Here is a 16,566-nt window from a genome sequence, read left to right on the forward strand (position 1 = left end):
CTCACCTGACCGGGCGCAACGGCTTCAGCTTCGGCGTCGTGCTGGCGGTCAACAAGGTCAGCAGCGCGGCGTCCGCCTGGCTCACGGGCGGCAGCACCCAGGCGGCGGGCGTCACCGTCTCCGCCGTTGATGCCGCGGGCATCGACGCCACCATCGACCTGTCCTCCGAGGCGACGGCCAACGAGAACAACACCAACCCCTTCGTCAGCGGCGCAGCGGTCGGCATCGCCGGCGGTGTCTCGCTGAACGACGTGCGCGGCGGCGCCACCGCCGCCGTCAGTGGCGGCAGCATCACGAGCACCGGCGACGTCACGGTCAGCGCGCAGGAACAGTCCGTGCTGGCGGCCTCGCTGACCAGCGAAGCCAAGACGGAAGGCGGCCCCGGCGACTTCCGGGAAGGCACTTCGCTCGCGGTGGGAGGCCTGATTTCCACCAACGTCGTGCAATCGGGCGCGTCGGCCACCGTCAGCAACTCCACGATCACGACCACCGGCGCCGGCTCGGACGTGCGGGTGACGGCTTCCAACACGGCCAACCTGTCGGCCGACCTGGTCAACGCCACCACCGGCGGCGAGAAAGCCGTGGGCGTGACCCTGGCCTTCAACTCCATCGGCTGGGCCGCGCAGAACGTGCTGTTCAACACGATCGACGCGCTGATCGGCGACCCGGCGATTGCCAACGCCTTCGGCGGCAATGTCGGTTCCAACGCCACGGCCAGCGTGACCGACAGCAAGGTGTCCGCCTCCGGCCAGGTGGAGGTGGGCGCGCATTCCGCCGCCACGCTGGCGGCCGACGTCAGCAACGTCACCGAGGCCGGCGACGAGGGCGCGACGCACCTCACGGGCCGCAGCGGCATCAGCTTCGGCGCCGTGGTCGCCATGAACAAGGTCAGCAGCGCCGCTTCGGCCACCATCGCGGACAGCGCCGGCGTGCTCGGGCCACGGTCGATCGCGGCCGGTACCGGCCTGGCCGTGCATGCGGACGATGCCGCGGCCATCACCGCCACCATCACCCTCGCCAGCACGGCGACGGCCAACGAGAACAACACCAACCCCTTCGTCGACGGCACGGCCGTGGGCGTCGCCGGCGGCGTCGCGATGAACGACGTGCGCGGCGGCGCCACCGCCTCCATCACGGGCGAGCGGGCCAGTTCCAGCCAGGGCGGCATCAGCGTCACGGCGCTGGAAGCCGCTAGCATCACCGCCGACCTGAGCAGCGAAGCCAAGACCGAAGGCGGTCCGGGCAACTTCCGCGACGGCACCTCGCTGGCCATCGGCGGCCTGATCGCCACCAACGTGGTGCTGAGCGGCGCCACGGCCAGCGTCGCGTCCTCGCAATTGACCGCGGGCGGTAGCGGCAACGTGCAGGTCACGGCCAGCAACCAGGCCAGCCTGGACGCCGACGTCGTCAATGCCGTCACCTCCGGCAGCAAGGCCGTGGGCCTGACCCTGGCGTTCAACAGCGTCGGCTGGAACGCGCAGAACGTGCTGTTCAATACCATCGACGCGCTGATCGGCGACCCGGCGGTCGCGAATGCCTTCGGCGGCGAGGTCGGCTCGGATGCCACGGCTTCCATCACCGACACGCCGGTCAGCGCCGGCGGCGCGATCACGGTCTCGGCGACTTCCGCCGCACAGATCAACGCGGACGTCAGCAACGACACCAGCTCCAATTCCAACCCGGCTACGCACCTGATCGGGGCCAAGGGCCTGAGCTTCGGCGCCGTGATCACCATGAACAAGGTGAGCAGCGCGGCTGATGCTTCCATCACCTTCAGCGCCGGCTACACGGGCGCGCGCACGGTGGCCGCGGGTGGCGACTTCAACGTGACGGCCGGCGACTCGTCCGGCATCGACGCCGACGTGGAACTCGTGTCGTCTTCGACGACCGGCGACACCAACCCCTTCGCCCAGTCCTCGTCCTACGGCCTCGGCTTCGCGGTGGCAATGAACGACGTGCACGGTGGTGCGGCCGCCGGTTTGGCCGGTGCCACCGCCACGGCGGGCGGCGACTTCGCGGTGACGGCCACCGAAGCCGCGATCCTGAACGCCAAGGACAACGTCGACGTGGTGGCCGAAGGCAGCAGCTACGTCAAGAACACCTCGCTGGCGCTGAATGGCCTGATCGCCACCAACCTGGTGTTGAGCGGCGCGTCGGCCACCGTGAACGGCGGCAGCGTCCTGGCGGGCGGCAATCTCGCGGTGACGGCCAGCGACACGGCCGCCATCGATGCCGACATCACCGGCTCGGTCAAGTCCAAGGGCATCTCGGTCGGCGTCACGCTGGCCTTCAACACCATCGGCTACAACGCGCAGAACTTCCTCTACAACACGGTCGACGCGCTGTTCGGCACCGGCCTCGCCAGCGCGAACCCGGTGGCCACGATGGCTTCCGTCACGGGCGCAGACCTGCACGCGGGCCACGGCATCACCGTCGACGCGGAGTCGCATGCCACGATCGATGCGGACGTCAGCGCGACCTCCGTTTCCATCAGCGGCCAGATCACCCAGTCGACCTCGGTGAGCGTCGGCGCGGTGATCACGCTGAACAAGCTGAACACCGCGGTGCAGGCCAGCATCGACACGGCGTCCGTGGCGCAGGCTGGTGCCGGCAACCTGTCGGTGACCGCCGGCGACCATTCGCAGGTCGACGCGCAGGTCGAGGCCGCCTCGGAGTCGGTCAGCGTGTCCGGCTCCGCGGCGTTGTCGGTCTCCGTGGGCCTGAGCGTGGCCCGGAACGAGATCCACAACAGCGTGCTGGCCTTCATCGCCGACGTGGCCAATGCCACGGCGATCGGCGGCAGCATCATCGTCACCGCGGGCGAGGACGCATCCATCGATGCGACCTCGCGTGCGTCCTCCATCTCGGTGGGCGCGGGCGCCGGCGGCGGCCGCGCTTTCAGCGGCGGCGGCGCGACCGCGGTGAACCTGATCACGGGCGGCGCGCAGGCCTACATCCAGGGCGGCAGCGCCACGGCCAGCGGCAACGGCGCGGGGCAGGGCCGCATCGCGCTGTCGGCGGAAAACAGCTCCGGCATCACGGCGGATGTCGAGGCCTTCTCGGTGGCCGGCAGTGCCGGCACCGGTGCTTCGCCTGCGGTGTCCATCGGCTTCTCGCTGGCGCGCAACCTGATCGGCTGGAACGAGTACGTCGGTGGCGCGAATCCCACCGCGGTCAAGGCCTATACCGAAGGCGCCGACCTGCACGCGGCGCACGGCATCAGCCTCAACGCGCAGTCGACGGCGGCGATCACGGCCACGATCAAGGCGACCTCGATGGCCCTTGCCGCCGGCACCAGCACCGGCGCCGGCATCTCGGGCGCCGGGCTGTGGACCGACAACAAGGTGGCGGCGGACATCGCGGCCTACATCGACGATGCCTCGACGGTGCACACCAGCGCGGGCGACATCACCCTGGCCGCCAGCGACCAGAGCACCGTCAGCGCGGATGCGCAGGCCGTGTCCCTGGCTGCGTCGCTGGCCGGCACCACGGCGGTGTCCGTGTCGGTCGGCCTCTCGCTGGCCCGCAACACCATCGACACTTCGGTCCTCGCCTACATCCAGGACGCGGACAACGTGGCGGCGGACGCCGGCGCGATCACGCTGACTGCTACCGAACACGCGACGATCTCGGCGAACGCGACGGCGGCTTCCGCCTCCGCCTCGGTGGCCGGAACCACCGGGCTCGCGCTGAGCGGCGCGGGCGCCGAAGCCAACAACGTCATCGACGGCGATACCGAAGCGAACATCATCGGCAGCAGCGTCACGAGCAGCGGCAACACCAGCCTGGCGGCCAGCAACACCGCCAGCATCACGGCCTCCATCGGCACGGCCTCGGCCAGCGTGGGCGGTGGCGGCACCACGGGCGCGGGCGCCTCGATCGGCGCCGCCCTGTCGCACAACGAGATCGGCAGCAGCAGCGCCGACAAGACGGTCGCCAGCATCCAGGATTCCAGCGTCGCCGCGGGCGGCAACCTGACGCTGACGGCCACCGGCCAGGCGACGATCTCCGCCACCGTGCAGTCCGGCTCGGTCGCGGTCGGCGCCGGCGGCACCACGGGCGTCGGCGCCAGTGGCGCGGGCGCCTCGGCCACCAACAGCATCACGGGCGAGATCGCGGCCTACATCGACGGCGACGGCGCGACCGGCATCACCGCCGACGCCGTGACGCTCACGGCCACCGACCTCTCGAACATCAATGCCTCGGCGGGCGCCGCTTCGCTGGCGGCGGCTTTTGCCGGCACCAGCGGCGTCTCGCTATCCATCGGCGTGGCGCTGGCCGAGAACACGATAGCCAACGCCGTCCTGGCCTACGCGGACCATGCCGACACCGGCCTCTCGGCCACATCCGGCGTGGTCAGCCTCCTGGCCTCGGAACAGGCGACCATCACGGCCACTGCCGCTGCTGCGTCCGCCTCGGCGGCCATCGCCGGCACCACGGGCCTCGCCATCAGCGGCGCCGGCGCCGGCGCCCACAACGTGATCGACGGCGACACCGAAGCCGACCTCAAGCACAGCAAGGTGGCCAGCAGCGGCGATACCACCCTCACGGCCAGCAACACGGCCAACATCTCGGCCCTGGTCGCCACGGCTTCGGCCGCCGTGGGTGGCGGCGGTACCACCGGCGCCGGCGCCTCCATCGGCGTGGCCCTGGCGCACAACGAGATCGGCAGCAACAGCACCGACAAGACGGTCGCCAGCATCCAGGATTCCAGCGTGGCCGCGGGCGGCAACCTCACGCTGTCGGCGACGGCCAACGAGACGGTCGCCGCCACCGTGGCGGCGGGCTCGGTCGCGATCGGCGCGGGCGGCACGGCCGGCGGCGGCGCCAGCGGCGCGGGCGCTTCGGCCACCAACAGCATCGCAGGCCAGGTCGCCGCTTACATCGACGGCGACGGCGCCACCGGCATCAGTGCCGACGCCATCACGGTCACGGCGACCGACCGGTCGACCATCAGCGCGACGGCGGGCGCCGCTTCGCTGGCGGCGGCCTTTGCCGGCACCGGCGCGGTGTCGCTGTCCATCGGCGTGGCCCTGGCGCGCAACACGATAGACAACGAGGTGTTGGCGTACGTCGCGAACGCCGACTACGGCGTGAGCGCCACGGTGGGCAGCATCGGCATCCACGCTTCGGAGCTGGCGACGATCACGGCCACGTCGGCCGCTGCGTCCGCATCGGCCTCCATCGCCGGCACGGCCGGCATCGCGCTCAGCGGCGCGGGTGCCGAGTCGACCAACGTGATCCTGGGCAAGGCGAATGCCTATGCCCTGCAAAGCAAGCTGAGCGCGCCTGGCGGCGTCGCCATCGACACCAGCAACACCGCGCAGATCAAGGCGCAGGTGCTCGCAGGCTCGGTGTCCGTGGGCGGCGGCGGCACGGCGGGCGTGGGCGTCTCCATCGGCGCCGCGGTGGCGCGCAACCTGATCGGCTTCGACCTGGACGGCAACGAGACGCCGGCGGAGTCGCTGGCCTACGTCAGTGACAGCAGCATCAGCACTCCGGGTGCCATCACCATCACGGCCCTGGGGCAGGAGTCCATCGACGCCGAAGTGGCGGCGGGCTCCGTCGCCGTGGCTGCCGGTGGCACGGGCGCCGTGGGCGCCAGCGGCTCGGGCGTCAGCGCCGACAACCGCATTTCCAACCGCACCAAGGCCTACATCGACGGCGACGGCGCGACCGGCGTCAAGGGCGCGACCCTCACGCTCAACGCCACCGACAACGCCACGGTCAGCGCGAACGCCGGTGCGGCTTCGCTGGCCGCTTCCTTCGCCGGTACCGGCGCGGTGTCGCTGTCCATCGGCGTCGCGCTGGCCCGCAACCGCATCCGCAACGACGTCGAAGCCTACATCCGCAACGCCGACCAGGTGGCGCAGGCGACGGCAGGCGACATCCGCATCTCGGCCAGCAACACCTCGCACATCGGCGTGGTGTCGGCCGCGGCCTCCGCCGCGGCGGCCATCGCCGGGACGGCCGGCATTGCCCTCAGTGGCGCCGGCGCCGAAGCCACCAACGTCATCCTGGGCAAGGCCAATGCCTTCGCCGACGGCAGCAAGCTGACGGCGAGCGGCAACGTCACGCTGACGGCGCAGGACACGGCCAGCATCTCGGCCCAGGTGCTGACGGCCTCGGCCGCCATTGCCGCGGGCGGCGGCGGCGGCGTGGGCGCGTCCATCGGTGCGTCCGTGGCGCGGAACCTGATCGGCTCGGACACGGACGGCAATTCCGATCCCGACCAGGTGCAGGCCTACATCCTGAACAGCAGCGTCAGCGCCGGCGGCAACCTGTCGGCGACGGCCACTGCCAACGAAAGCATCAGCGCCACTGTCGCGGCCGGCTCGGCCGCCGTGGCGGGCGGCGGCGGCGTGGGCGTGGCCGCCAGCGGCGCCGGCGTCAGCAGCACGAACTCCATCGCCAGCTCGGTGCGCGCCTTCATCGACGGCGACGGCGCCACCGGCATCAGTGCGCGCGCCATCACGCTGACGGCCAGCGACACCTCCACGATCTCCGCCGATGCGGGTGCCGCCTCCGTGGCCGCCTCCTTCAGCGGTGGCGCTGCCGGTGCCCTGTCGGTCGGCGTCGCGCTTGCCAGCAACAGCATCGGCAACCTGGTCGACGCTTCGATCCACCATGCGCAGAACACCAAGGCCACGGCGGGCTCGATCACGCTGACGGCCACCGAATCGGCGAGCATCACCTCGCATGCCATTGCGGCCTCCGCGGCCGCAGCCCTGTCGCCGGCCAGCCTCGCCATCAGTGGCGGCGCGGCAAGCTCCACCAACACGATCACGACCACCGTGAGCGCGGGCGTCGCCGATTCCGGCCAGGTCACCGCGTCCGGCGGCATCGTGATCTCGGCGCGCGGCAATTCCACCATGCATGCGACCGTCGACGCCCTGGCGGCCGCGGCGGGACTGATAGGCGTCGGCGTCGGCGTGGCGCTGACCGACAACACGGTGGCTGACGACGTCAAGGCCTTCATCGCTTCGAGCAACGTCACGGCGCAGGGCGGCGACATCTCCGTCACCGCCAACTCCACGCCTTCGGTCAGCAGCTCGACGAGCGTGTCGGCGCTGTCGGCCAGCATAGGCGTGGCCGGCGCGGGCGCGGAATCGCACGTGGACCTGAACGGCACGACCGAAGCTTATGCCGATGGCGGAACGCTGACGGCGGTCGGGCACGGCGTCAACATCGCGGCCAGCACCAGCGCGGTGGCGAACCCGAGCACGCAGGGCAGCTCCGCCGGGGTCGGCTCGGTGGCCGTCATGCTGTCGGATGCGCGCATCGGCGGCGTCACGCGTGCCTACGCGGGCGGCGCGACCACCATCGTCGCCAACGGCCTGGACATCGGCGCCACGGACACCAACAATGCGGCGCCGACCACCTTGGTGGCCAGCGTCGGCGGCCTGACGGGCGCGGGGGCGAAGTCCGTGGTCCGGGTCACGCGGACCACGGAAGCCTACATCGCCACCGATGCCGACATCGACGCCGGCAGCCGGGCGATCACCGTGCACGCGAATTCCACCACCAACGTGACCGGCAACACGGCCGGCGCCTCTGCGGGTGCCATCTCCATCACCGCGCTGGTGGTCGACATCGGCGTCGCCAACACGACGCGTGCCTACGTGAACGACGGCGCTTCCGTGAGCGCCGCCAGCCTCGACGTCGGCGCGACCGCCACCAACAGCGTGAGCGCGCCGACCACGGCGTTGGGTATCGGTCTGGCATCCGGCGCGGGCATCGGCTTGACGGCTTCCGATACCAGCACAACAGACGCCTTCATCGGCCCGGTGGCCGGGACCGCCTCGGCCGGCACGGCAGCGCAGGTCAACGTGGCCGGCGACGTGAACGTGCATGCCAACGCGGTGTCCAGCGTGACGGCTGCCTTCAACGCGGTGGCGATCAGCGCCCTTGCCGGTGGCGCCGGAACCAACACGACGGCCTACGCGGCGCCGACGGTGCGTGCCTATCTCGGCCAGGGTGCCCAGGTGGTCGCTGGTGGCGACCTGAATGTGACGGCCACTGCGCGGGCTTTCGCGATCGCGGACGGCATGGGCATCTCGGCCGGCGCCGGCTTCGCGGCCGCCGGTGCGGTCGTCAACAGCACGCTGGCCACTCATGTGTTCGCCGGCCACTACGGTGGCGGCTCGATCACCGCCCAGGACGTGAACTTCAACGCCCGGGTCAACGAGGACGCGGCGGGCAACCCGCTGCAGCCCACGTACAAGGGCAACGTGGTGGCGCCGGCCTATGCGAACGTCACGCTCGGCGGCGTCGCTCTCGCGGCGGGCGCCGCGGGCGGCACCATCACGGTCAGCGATGCCTCGGTGGTCGAAGCCGCCGTCGGCTCCGGCACGCGTGTGCACGCGACCGGCACGGTGGACGTCGAGTCCGACGTGTTCCAGAAGGCGCAGGCGGACGGCCTGTCGGCCAGCGGTGGCGTCGGCGCGGGCATCGGCGTGATCCGCTCGTCCGCCAGCACCGGCGGCACGATCTCCGCGCACTTCGACGGCGTGCTGCAGGCCGCGTCCAGCGTGCAGATCCTTTCCGACGTCAACTCCAGCAGCGTGGCCCACGGCCGCGCCGGCGGCGGTGGCGTGGGCGGCGCGCTGAACGACACCAGCGTCACGGCGACGACTTCGCCGACGGTCCACACCTACATCGGCGGGACGGCCGACATGACGTCGACCGGCGACATCGCCGTCACCAGCTCGCTGCTGACGGCCGCCGACGCGATCGGCAACGCGATGCAGTTCGGCTTCGGCGCCGCGGTCGGCCTGGTCGACATCGAGGCCACGGTCGGCGCCCACGTCGGCACCGACATCCTGGGCGGCGCCTCGGTGACCAGCACGGCCGGCAGCGTAGCCCTGCTGTCCGCCCACGAGTACGACACCGACAGCGGCCAGTTCCTCGCCGGGCAGGGTACCCACGCGAGCTCAGAGTCGCTCTCCGCCGCGGCGGGCGTGGCGGTGGGCAGCGCCACCGTCGAAAGCACGGCGGCCGCGGTGGTCGGCGCTTCGGTCGGCAGCGGCGCGACGATCCGCGCGGTCAGCGGCAACGTGAGCGTGGATTCGCGCTCCAGCAACTTCGCCGACGCCCGCATCAAGAGCTCGGGCGGCGCGGCGGTGCGGGCGGATTCGACCGATCCCACGGCGACCGCCGCGGGCACGACGACGGCCTCGATGTACGGCAACATCACCAGCGCCGACGGCAGCGCGGGCGCCCTCAACCTCACGGTGAACGCGCAGGCGGCCGACGCCACCACGTCAGGTTCGGAGACGGCCGGCGGCGGGCTGGTGTCGGTGGGCAGCTCCAACGTCGTGGCCAGCACCCACCCGACCGTGGGCGCCAATGCCGGCGGCGTGATCCGGGTGGCCAACAACGCCACGATCCAGGCGAACTCGAACACCGATGCCGATTCGACCTCGCGCAGCGCCTCCGGCGGCCTGGTCGACGTCGCCAACCTGAACGCCAACGTCTCGACCAATCCCAACGTCACGACCACGATCGCGGCCAACACGCTGATCGAGGCGGGCAGCACCCTGACCATCAGCGCCACCCACGGCGCGGTGCCGGCGCCGCTGGCCGACGGTACCTTCGGCGCGGGCAACGTCGACACCTCCGCCGACAGCATCAACCTGGGCCTGAAGAGCGGCCTGGTCACCGGCGACACGGTCACCTACCAGGCCAACGGCAACCCGGTGATCGGCGGGCTGGTCGACGGCCACAAGTACGGCGTCATCTACGTCAGCGACACCGTCGTGAAGCTGGGCACGCAGTTCGACTCGGCGGCGCCGTCCACGGCCGACGGGCCCGGCGCGCCGCTGGTCGACACCGCGCTGGACGAGATCACGTTCACGCGGGCGCACAACCTGCAGACCGGCGACATCGTCTGGTACAACGACCTCGGTGGCGATTCCGTAGGCGGGCTCACGAACGGCGGCCGCTACATCGTGCGCAAGATCGACGACCTGCACATCAAGCTGGTCGACGCCAATGTCGGCCTGCAGGCCGCCAAATCCATTGCCAGCAGCGCGGTGGCGAACAACACGGTGACGCTGGCCGGCCACGGCTTCACGGACGGCCAGGCGGTCACCTACCACGACACGCCCGTGCTGCACACCTTCGGCAGCGGCGCGGTCGACGTGGTCGGCGGCAGCACCATCGGCGACACCGCCGACAACAACAACATCTATCTCGGCGCCAACCATGGCCTGGTTTCCGGTGACGAGGTCGTCTACACGGTCAGCGACCCGGCGCACGCCATCGGCGGGCTGGTGAACGGAACCCACTATTTCGTCATCTTCGACCCGACCAAGCCGAACGAGATCCAGCTTGCGGCCACGCACGACCAGGCGGTCGGCGTGGCGGCCGGCCCGAACGGCACGCCGGCCGCGATCGCGATCACGCCGATCGCGCTGACGCCGTCGAAGACGACCGCCGACGCGACCATCCAGCACGTGCTGCGCAAGGCCTCGGACGCGCCGCTGACCGGCCTGACCGACGGCGTGACCTACTTCGTCGTCAACAGCACGGCCAGCACCTTCCAGCTGGCCGCGACCAAGGGCGGCACCGCGCTCACCATCTCCGGCGTGGGCCTGACCGGAACGCACACCATCGGCGTCGAAGGCATCGACCTCACTTCCGCCGGCACCGGCAGCCACCAGCTGACGGTCGACATCACCTCGCAGGCCGCCGGGCTGCTGGATGGCGTGGGCGGCGCCCGCGCGCTGGCCGGCGCGCCCAGCGGCGACGGCATCGTCACCGCCAGCGCCGCCGGCGCCAGCGGTGGCCTGGTGCGGGTGGCGGGTTCCACCACCAATGCCGCTTCGACGCCGATCGTGCGCACCGCGATCGGCAGCGGCGCGAACCTCAGCGCCACGGACATCGTGGCCAGCGCCACCGCGCTCGGCTTTGCCACGGCGACTTCCGCCAATGCGGGCGGCGGCCTGGTCTCCGTCGGCTCCGCATCGGCCGGCAGCAACGTCTCGACGACGGCGACCTTGACCGTCAACGGCGCGCTGACCGCCAGCCACGACGTGACGCTGACGTCGGCAACCAACCAGACCGTGCTGGTGAACACGTCCACCGACGGCGGCGGCCTGGCCGCCGACGCCGACGCGGAGGCGACCAGCCACCTGAACTACGACTCCGAGGTGACCATCGGCAGCGGCGCGGCGATCCTCGCCGGCAACATCGCCAGCGCCGACGCGCGCGCGGACTTCAGTTCCGACGCCTCGTCCGACGCGAACGCCGCGGGCCTCGTGGGCTTCGGGACGTCGGTTGCACACACCGACGTGGGCGCGGGCACGGCGTCGACGGCCTATACGACGGTGGGCCCGAACGCCAGCTTCGTCGGCGACACCGTGCGCCTGAGCAGCACGGTCGGTGGCAGCCGCTACCGCCTGCATTCGAATGCCAGCACCGACACCGGCGGCATCGGGGCCGACTCGGACTCCACTGCGGTGGCTACGGTCAACGACGACTCCGCCGTGCGCATCCAGTCCGGCGCGCGGGTGCAGGGCAACGAGGTCGACATCACGGCCAGCCATGCCCACGTCGACCTCTATTCCTACGCCTATGCCAACGTGGACGGCATCGGGGACGCGAGCGCGACCTCGAACACCGATTACCACGGCACCTCGGAAATCAGCGCCGCACAGGGCGCGACGGTGATCGCGCTGAACCTGTCGGTCAACGCGCTGCAGCAGATCAACGGCGTGTCCCGCGGCACCCATGCGCACGTGCCGGAGATTGATCTCGGCTTCCTCGGCACCATCACGCTCGGGGACGAGAGCGAAAGCGACCAGGGCGGCACGACCGCCACGCGCACCATCAGCTGGGACGCGGACGTCGTGTTCCTGCCCGGCAAGGCGGCGGAACTGGTGATCGGCGCCGACGGCAGCATCAGCACCGACGTGAACGTGAGCGCCACCGTTTCCGCCACGACCATCACGGTGTCGCCGACGCTGAACGTCCAGCCGGCCACCGCGTACTTCAACGCGGACACCGTCAGCGGCACGCTGGGCACCTTCCACGTGCAGGACACTTACGACCGGGTGTCCATCACCAACAAGTCGAGCAAGGACCTGGTGCTGAACGGCCTGGAGCCGGTCAACACCACCGCCCAACCGACGGTGACCATCGCCGGCAGCACGGTGACGCTGCAGTTCGGCATCGACCACACGGTCGGCCCGACCGACATCCAGGTGCGCAACGAAGGCACGGGCGACATCACGATCGCAGGTCTCATCGACGACCCGACCGGCAGCGTGAACATCCAGAACTTCGGCGGCGACATCCTGCAGGGCGCGGGCGGCGAAATCCTGGGCAACGCCGTCACGCTCTGGGCCGCCGGCAACATCGGCGCGGCCGGCAGCCGCCTGCAGACCGAGCTGGCCAGCAGTGGCCTGGTGGTGGGCACGCACCTGAGCGTCACGGCCGGCGGCAGTGCGTATCTCGCGCTGCAAGGCATCCAGCGCACCGGCGGCGGCACCAGTTTCAGCGTCGACCAGCTCCAGGCTGGCGACAGCGTGGACGTGCTCCTGCAATCGCTGGCAGTGGAAACGACGGCGAAGACGGGCACCGAAAAGGGCCTGTTCGTCGCGGTGGCCGGCCTGAGCCAGGCCTACATCCGGCACTTCCGCCCGGACCAGGGCACCGCACAGAGCTTCGACCCGACCGAGTTCGCGGACCGCAGCAAGAGGACCACCGGCACCAGCAGCTTCAGCATCGGTTCCATCACGGCCGGCGCGCAAAGCGGTACCGGCAACATCACCCTGCGTTCCGTGGCGCCGGCCACGGCCGCCACCGCGATTGCCCTCACGGCCACAAGCAACCTGAGCGGCTCCGGCCACATCGACGTGGTCACCGGCGGCAGCGTCAGCCTGACCGAGTCGCAGGGCGACCTGCGGGTCGGCGCCATCACCAGCATCTTCGGCGACGTCGCGCTGACGGCGCAGGGGGGCATCGTCGACGCGGTGCAGCGCGACGCCAGTTTCAGTGCCGTGGATGCCACGCTGGACCAGATCGCGCTGGCCACGCAGCCGTTCACGAACGGGCAGAAGGTGCTGTACTCCATGGCCGCCGGATCGGCTCCCATCGGGAACCTGAACCCGGGCAGCCTGTACTACGTCATCGTCGTCGATGCGACCCACATCCAGCTGAGCGCCACGTCCGGCGGCCCGGCGCTCGACCTCGGCGCCACCACCGGTGGCGGCTACCGGCTGACCCCGGTCGACGCCGAGACCAGCACGCTGGCGGAAGGCGTCACCGGCACGAACCTCACTCTTGCGGCGACCACCGGCTCGATCGGCACGGCCGCCAACGACCTGCTGGTCTTCGGCTCCTATTCCGGCAGCGGCGCCACCAACGCCGACGCGCGTACGGGCATCAACCTCACGCAGCCGGGCGGGACGATGAACTTCGGCCACGCCATCACCGCGCAGGGCAGCCTCGACCTGGCGACCGAACACGCCACCGGGGCCGGCGACATGGCCACGGTGGGAAGCGCGCCAGTGCTGCGGGCGACGACGGGCATGGTCCTGCTCATGTCGGCGCACGACATCCATGCCGCGGCCGGTACGGCGGTGACCGCCGGCAACGGCCCCGTGCTGGTGTACGCCGACGGCAGCGTGAGCCTGGGCGACCAGGCGACGGTCACGAGCTCGAGCCGGGTATTGATACAGTTGCCCGGCGACCTGACCACGGGCAGCCAGGTGCTGGTCACCGCCAATGGCGGCGCCGTGCAACTGACGACCGGCGGCAGCGTGAGCCTGGGGGACGACTCGCGCATCACCGCATCGGCGAACGTGCTGCTGCAACTGGGCGAGGACCTGACGACAGGCAGCCGGGTGCTGGTCACCGCCAATGGCGGCGCCGTGCAACTGACGACCGGCGGCAGCGCGAGCCTGGGGGACGACTCGCGCGTCACTGCATCGGCGAACGTGCTGCTGCAGCTGGGCGAGGACCTGACGACGGGCACCGAGGCGTGGCTGAACGCCACCGGCGGCGCCGTGCAGGTGACGGCCGGCGGCGACGTGAACCTGGGCGACTACACGCGCGTCAAGAGCACGGACGTCATTTCGATGCAGGTCGCCGGCGACCTGGCGACGACCTTCGACGTCGAGATGAGTGCGCTGGGCAATTCCATCGACCTGCATGCCGACGGCAAGCTCACGTTGGGCGGCGCCAACATCGTGACCAGCGCAGGCGACGTCACCCTCGATGCCACCGGCGACCTCGTGACCCTGGCGCAGGTGACGATCACCGCCGTTGCCGGTTCGGTGCAGATGACGGCCGGCGGCAACATGTCGATCGACGTCCAGAACGTCGTGACGAGCGTCGGCGACCTGGTGCTGGAGTCGGACCACGACCTCTCGGTGCTGGCCGACACGACGCTGACCAGCAGCGCGGGGGTCATCTTCGTGCAGGGCACGGGTGCGGTCTACCTCGGCCGCCACACCGACCTGCAGGCGCCGCAGCTGGTCGAGGTCGACGGCAACAGCGTCTACCAGGACTTCGGCACGATCGAGACGACGCAGGCGGGTGGCCTGATCACGCTGACGTCCGTGGCCGACATGTTCGTGCTGGGCCTCATCCAGGGTGACGGCGCCAACGCGAAGATCGAACTCACCGCAGGCGGCAAGTTCGACTTGCTGTTCGGCGGCACGGTCACGGCGGAGGGCCAGGACGCGCTGGTCGAGATCAGCGCGCAGAACGCCCTGACCATCGAAAGCGGCGGTGCGGTGCTGGCTGGCGCGCGCTTCGACGATGTCACGGCCGTGAAGACCGCCGAAGGCGGCACCGTGCACCTGGACAGCGTGCACGAGCTGGAAATCGACGGCACTGTCACCACCAGCGGCGAGATGCAGCTGAGCGCCGGCACGGCGCTGTACAACCACAGCGCCTGGTTCAACAACGTGGGGCAGCAGGAAACCTACCTGGCCGGCTTCACCCAGTTCAGCGTCCTGATGGCCGGCACGCTGACGACGCTGGCCGACGATGCCCAGCTCCGGATCGAAGCGCCCGGCGCCGTCATCATCCGCGGCAACATCGACGCGCTCGGCGCCGACAGCAGCGTGGTCGTGCGCTCCGAAGCCTGGGTGTTCTACGACGGCTTCACGCAGGCGCGCAGCGCCATCTCGGTGTACGGCGCCCTGGACGACAACCTGCAGGCGACCACCGGCAGCAGCGAGGACCGCGGCAACAGCGTCTACGTCGCCCACACGGCGCACCTGACGACGTCCGACGACTACAGCAACATCGCCATCTACGGCACCAAGGACGTGGTGCTGTACGGCGCCGTCGTGGCCGGCGGCGAGATCGGCACGGCCGGCGTCACCTTCGACGGGACGCATTCGAGCATCCTGGCCGAGGCCGGGCCGGCCGGCAAGCTGGATGTCGAAACCGGCCTGCAGGCTTCCGACACGGTGACTGCGCGGGGCGGCGAGGTCGTGGTCGGCACGCCTGGCGGCCTCTACGGCGGGCGCCACGTGGAAGTCACCGCGACGACCGGCGACCTGGAGATCATGGGCTACGTGGTGGCCGGCGCGAATTCGGTCGATGGCGTGCTCGTCTGGTCCGATACCTGGTCCGACGTGGCCATCAGCGCGATGGGCCAGGCCTACATCGGCGGCAACACGTTCGACGTGAACCACCAGCCGATCACCACCGGCGGCTACGTCTACGCCGGCGACCAGATCGACATCGACGGCGGCGACCATGCCGACCGCACCAGCGTGCTGGTCCATGCGGCCAGCGAGGTGGTGACCCACCGTGCCGACAGCACGATCACCCTCAGCGCGACACAGGACGCCGACATCCAGGGCGTCGTGCTGCCCGGCGGCACGGTGCAGACCGTGCTGGACGACCAGCTCCAGATGGTCGGCCGGCGCATCGTCGACGGCACCGGTGACTCCGTCATCAGCGTCCACGCCGGCGGCCAGATCCGCGTCGGCACCGAATTGCGCGCGGGCAAGACCATCGACCTGGTCGGCGGCGGCACCGGCTCGGACGTACGCGCCGCCTCGGGCGTGGGCCTCGTGCTCTACGGCTCGGCCCAGGTCTCCACCTGGCAGGACGACAGCGCGATCAACCTCAATGCGCCCGGTTCGATCGACATCCTGGCACCCGACCATGCGCACGAGATCGAGGCGGACGGCTGGATCGCCCATGCCACCGGCGCCCTGGACGACAGCGCGACCTTCGTCCTGGAGGTCGACAAGGCCAGCGCCCATATCCGGGCCACGGTGACGCTGGACAAGGGCCTGACCGCGGACAACACCGGCATCGCCGACCTCGTCGCGCAATTGCAGACCGCCCTGAACGGGGCGACCTGGAACACCGTCAACGCCGACGGCTCGCTGGGCGACGTCTACACGAACTTCGCCACCGAGTTCGGGCCCGGCTATCCGGCCGTCACGGTCGGACTGCGCGACGGCCACATCCTGCTGGCCAGCTCCTATGCATTCAGCGTGCTGTCCGGCGACGCCGGTGCGCTCGGTTTCAGCCAGTTCGGAAGTACGGAAGTCGCATCGCAGGAAACGCCGGCGTCGCTGATGGCAACCG

Annotated in this window: 1 protein-coding gene (only partly in view); it reads left to right on the forward strand. The window is 70.7% G+C overall.

Every position in this 16,566-nt window falls within one protein-coding gene, locus HHL11_RS34215, for an LEPR-XLL domain-containing protein, read on the forward strand. The gene is 55,806 nt long; 15,553 of those nucleotides lie to the left of the window and 23,687 to its right, leaving coding positions 15,554-32,119 in view — codons 5,185 (partial) to 10,707 (partial); the first complete codon in view begins at position 3. The start codon and the stop codon both lie outside this window.

Origin of the sequence: Ramlibacter agri, from assembly GCF_012927085.1 — a bacterium.
Lineage (GTDB): Bacteria > Pseudomonadota > Gammaproteobacteria > Burkholderiales > Burkholderiaceae_C > Ramlibacter > Ramlibacter agri.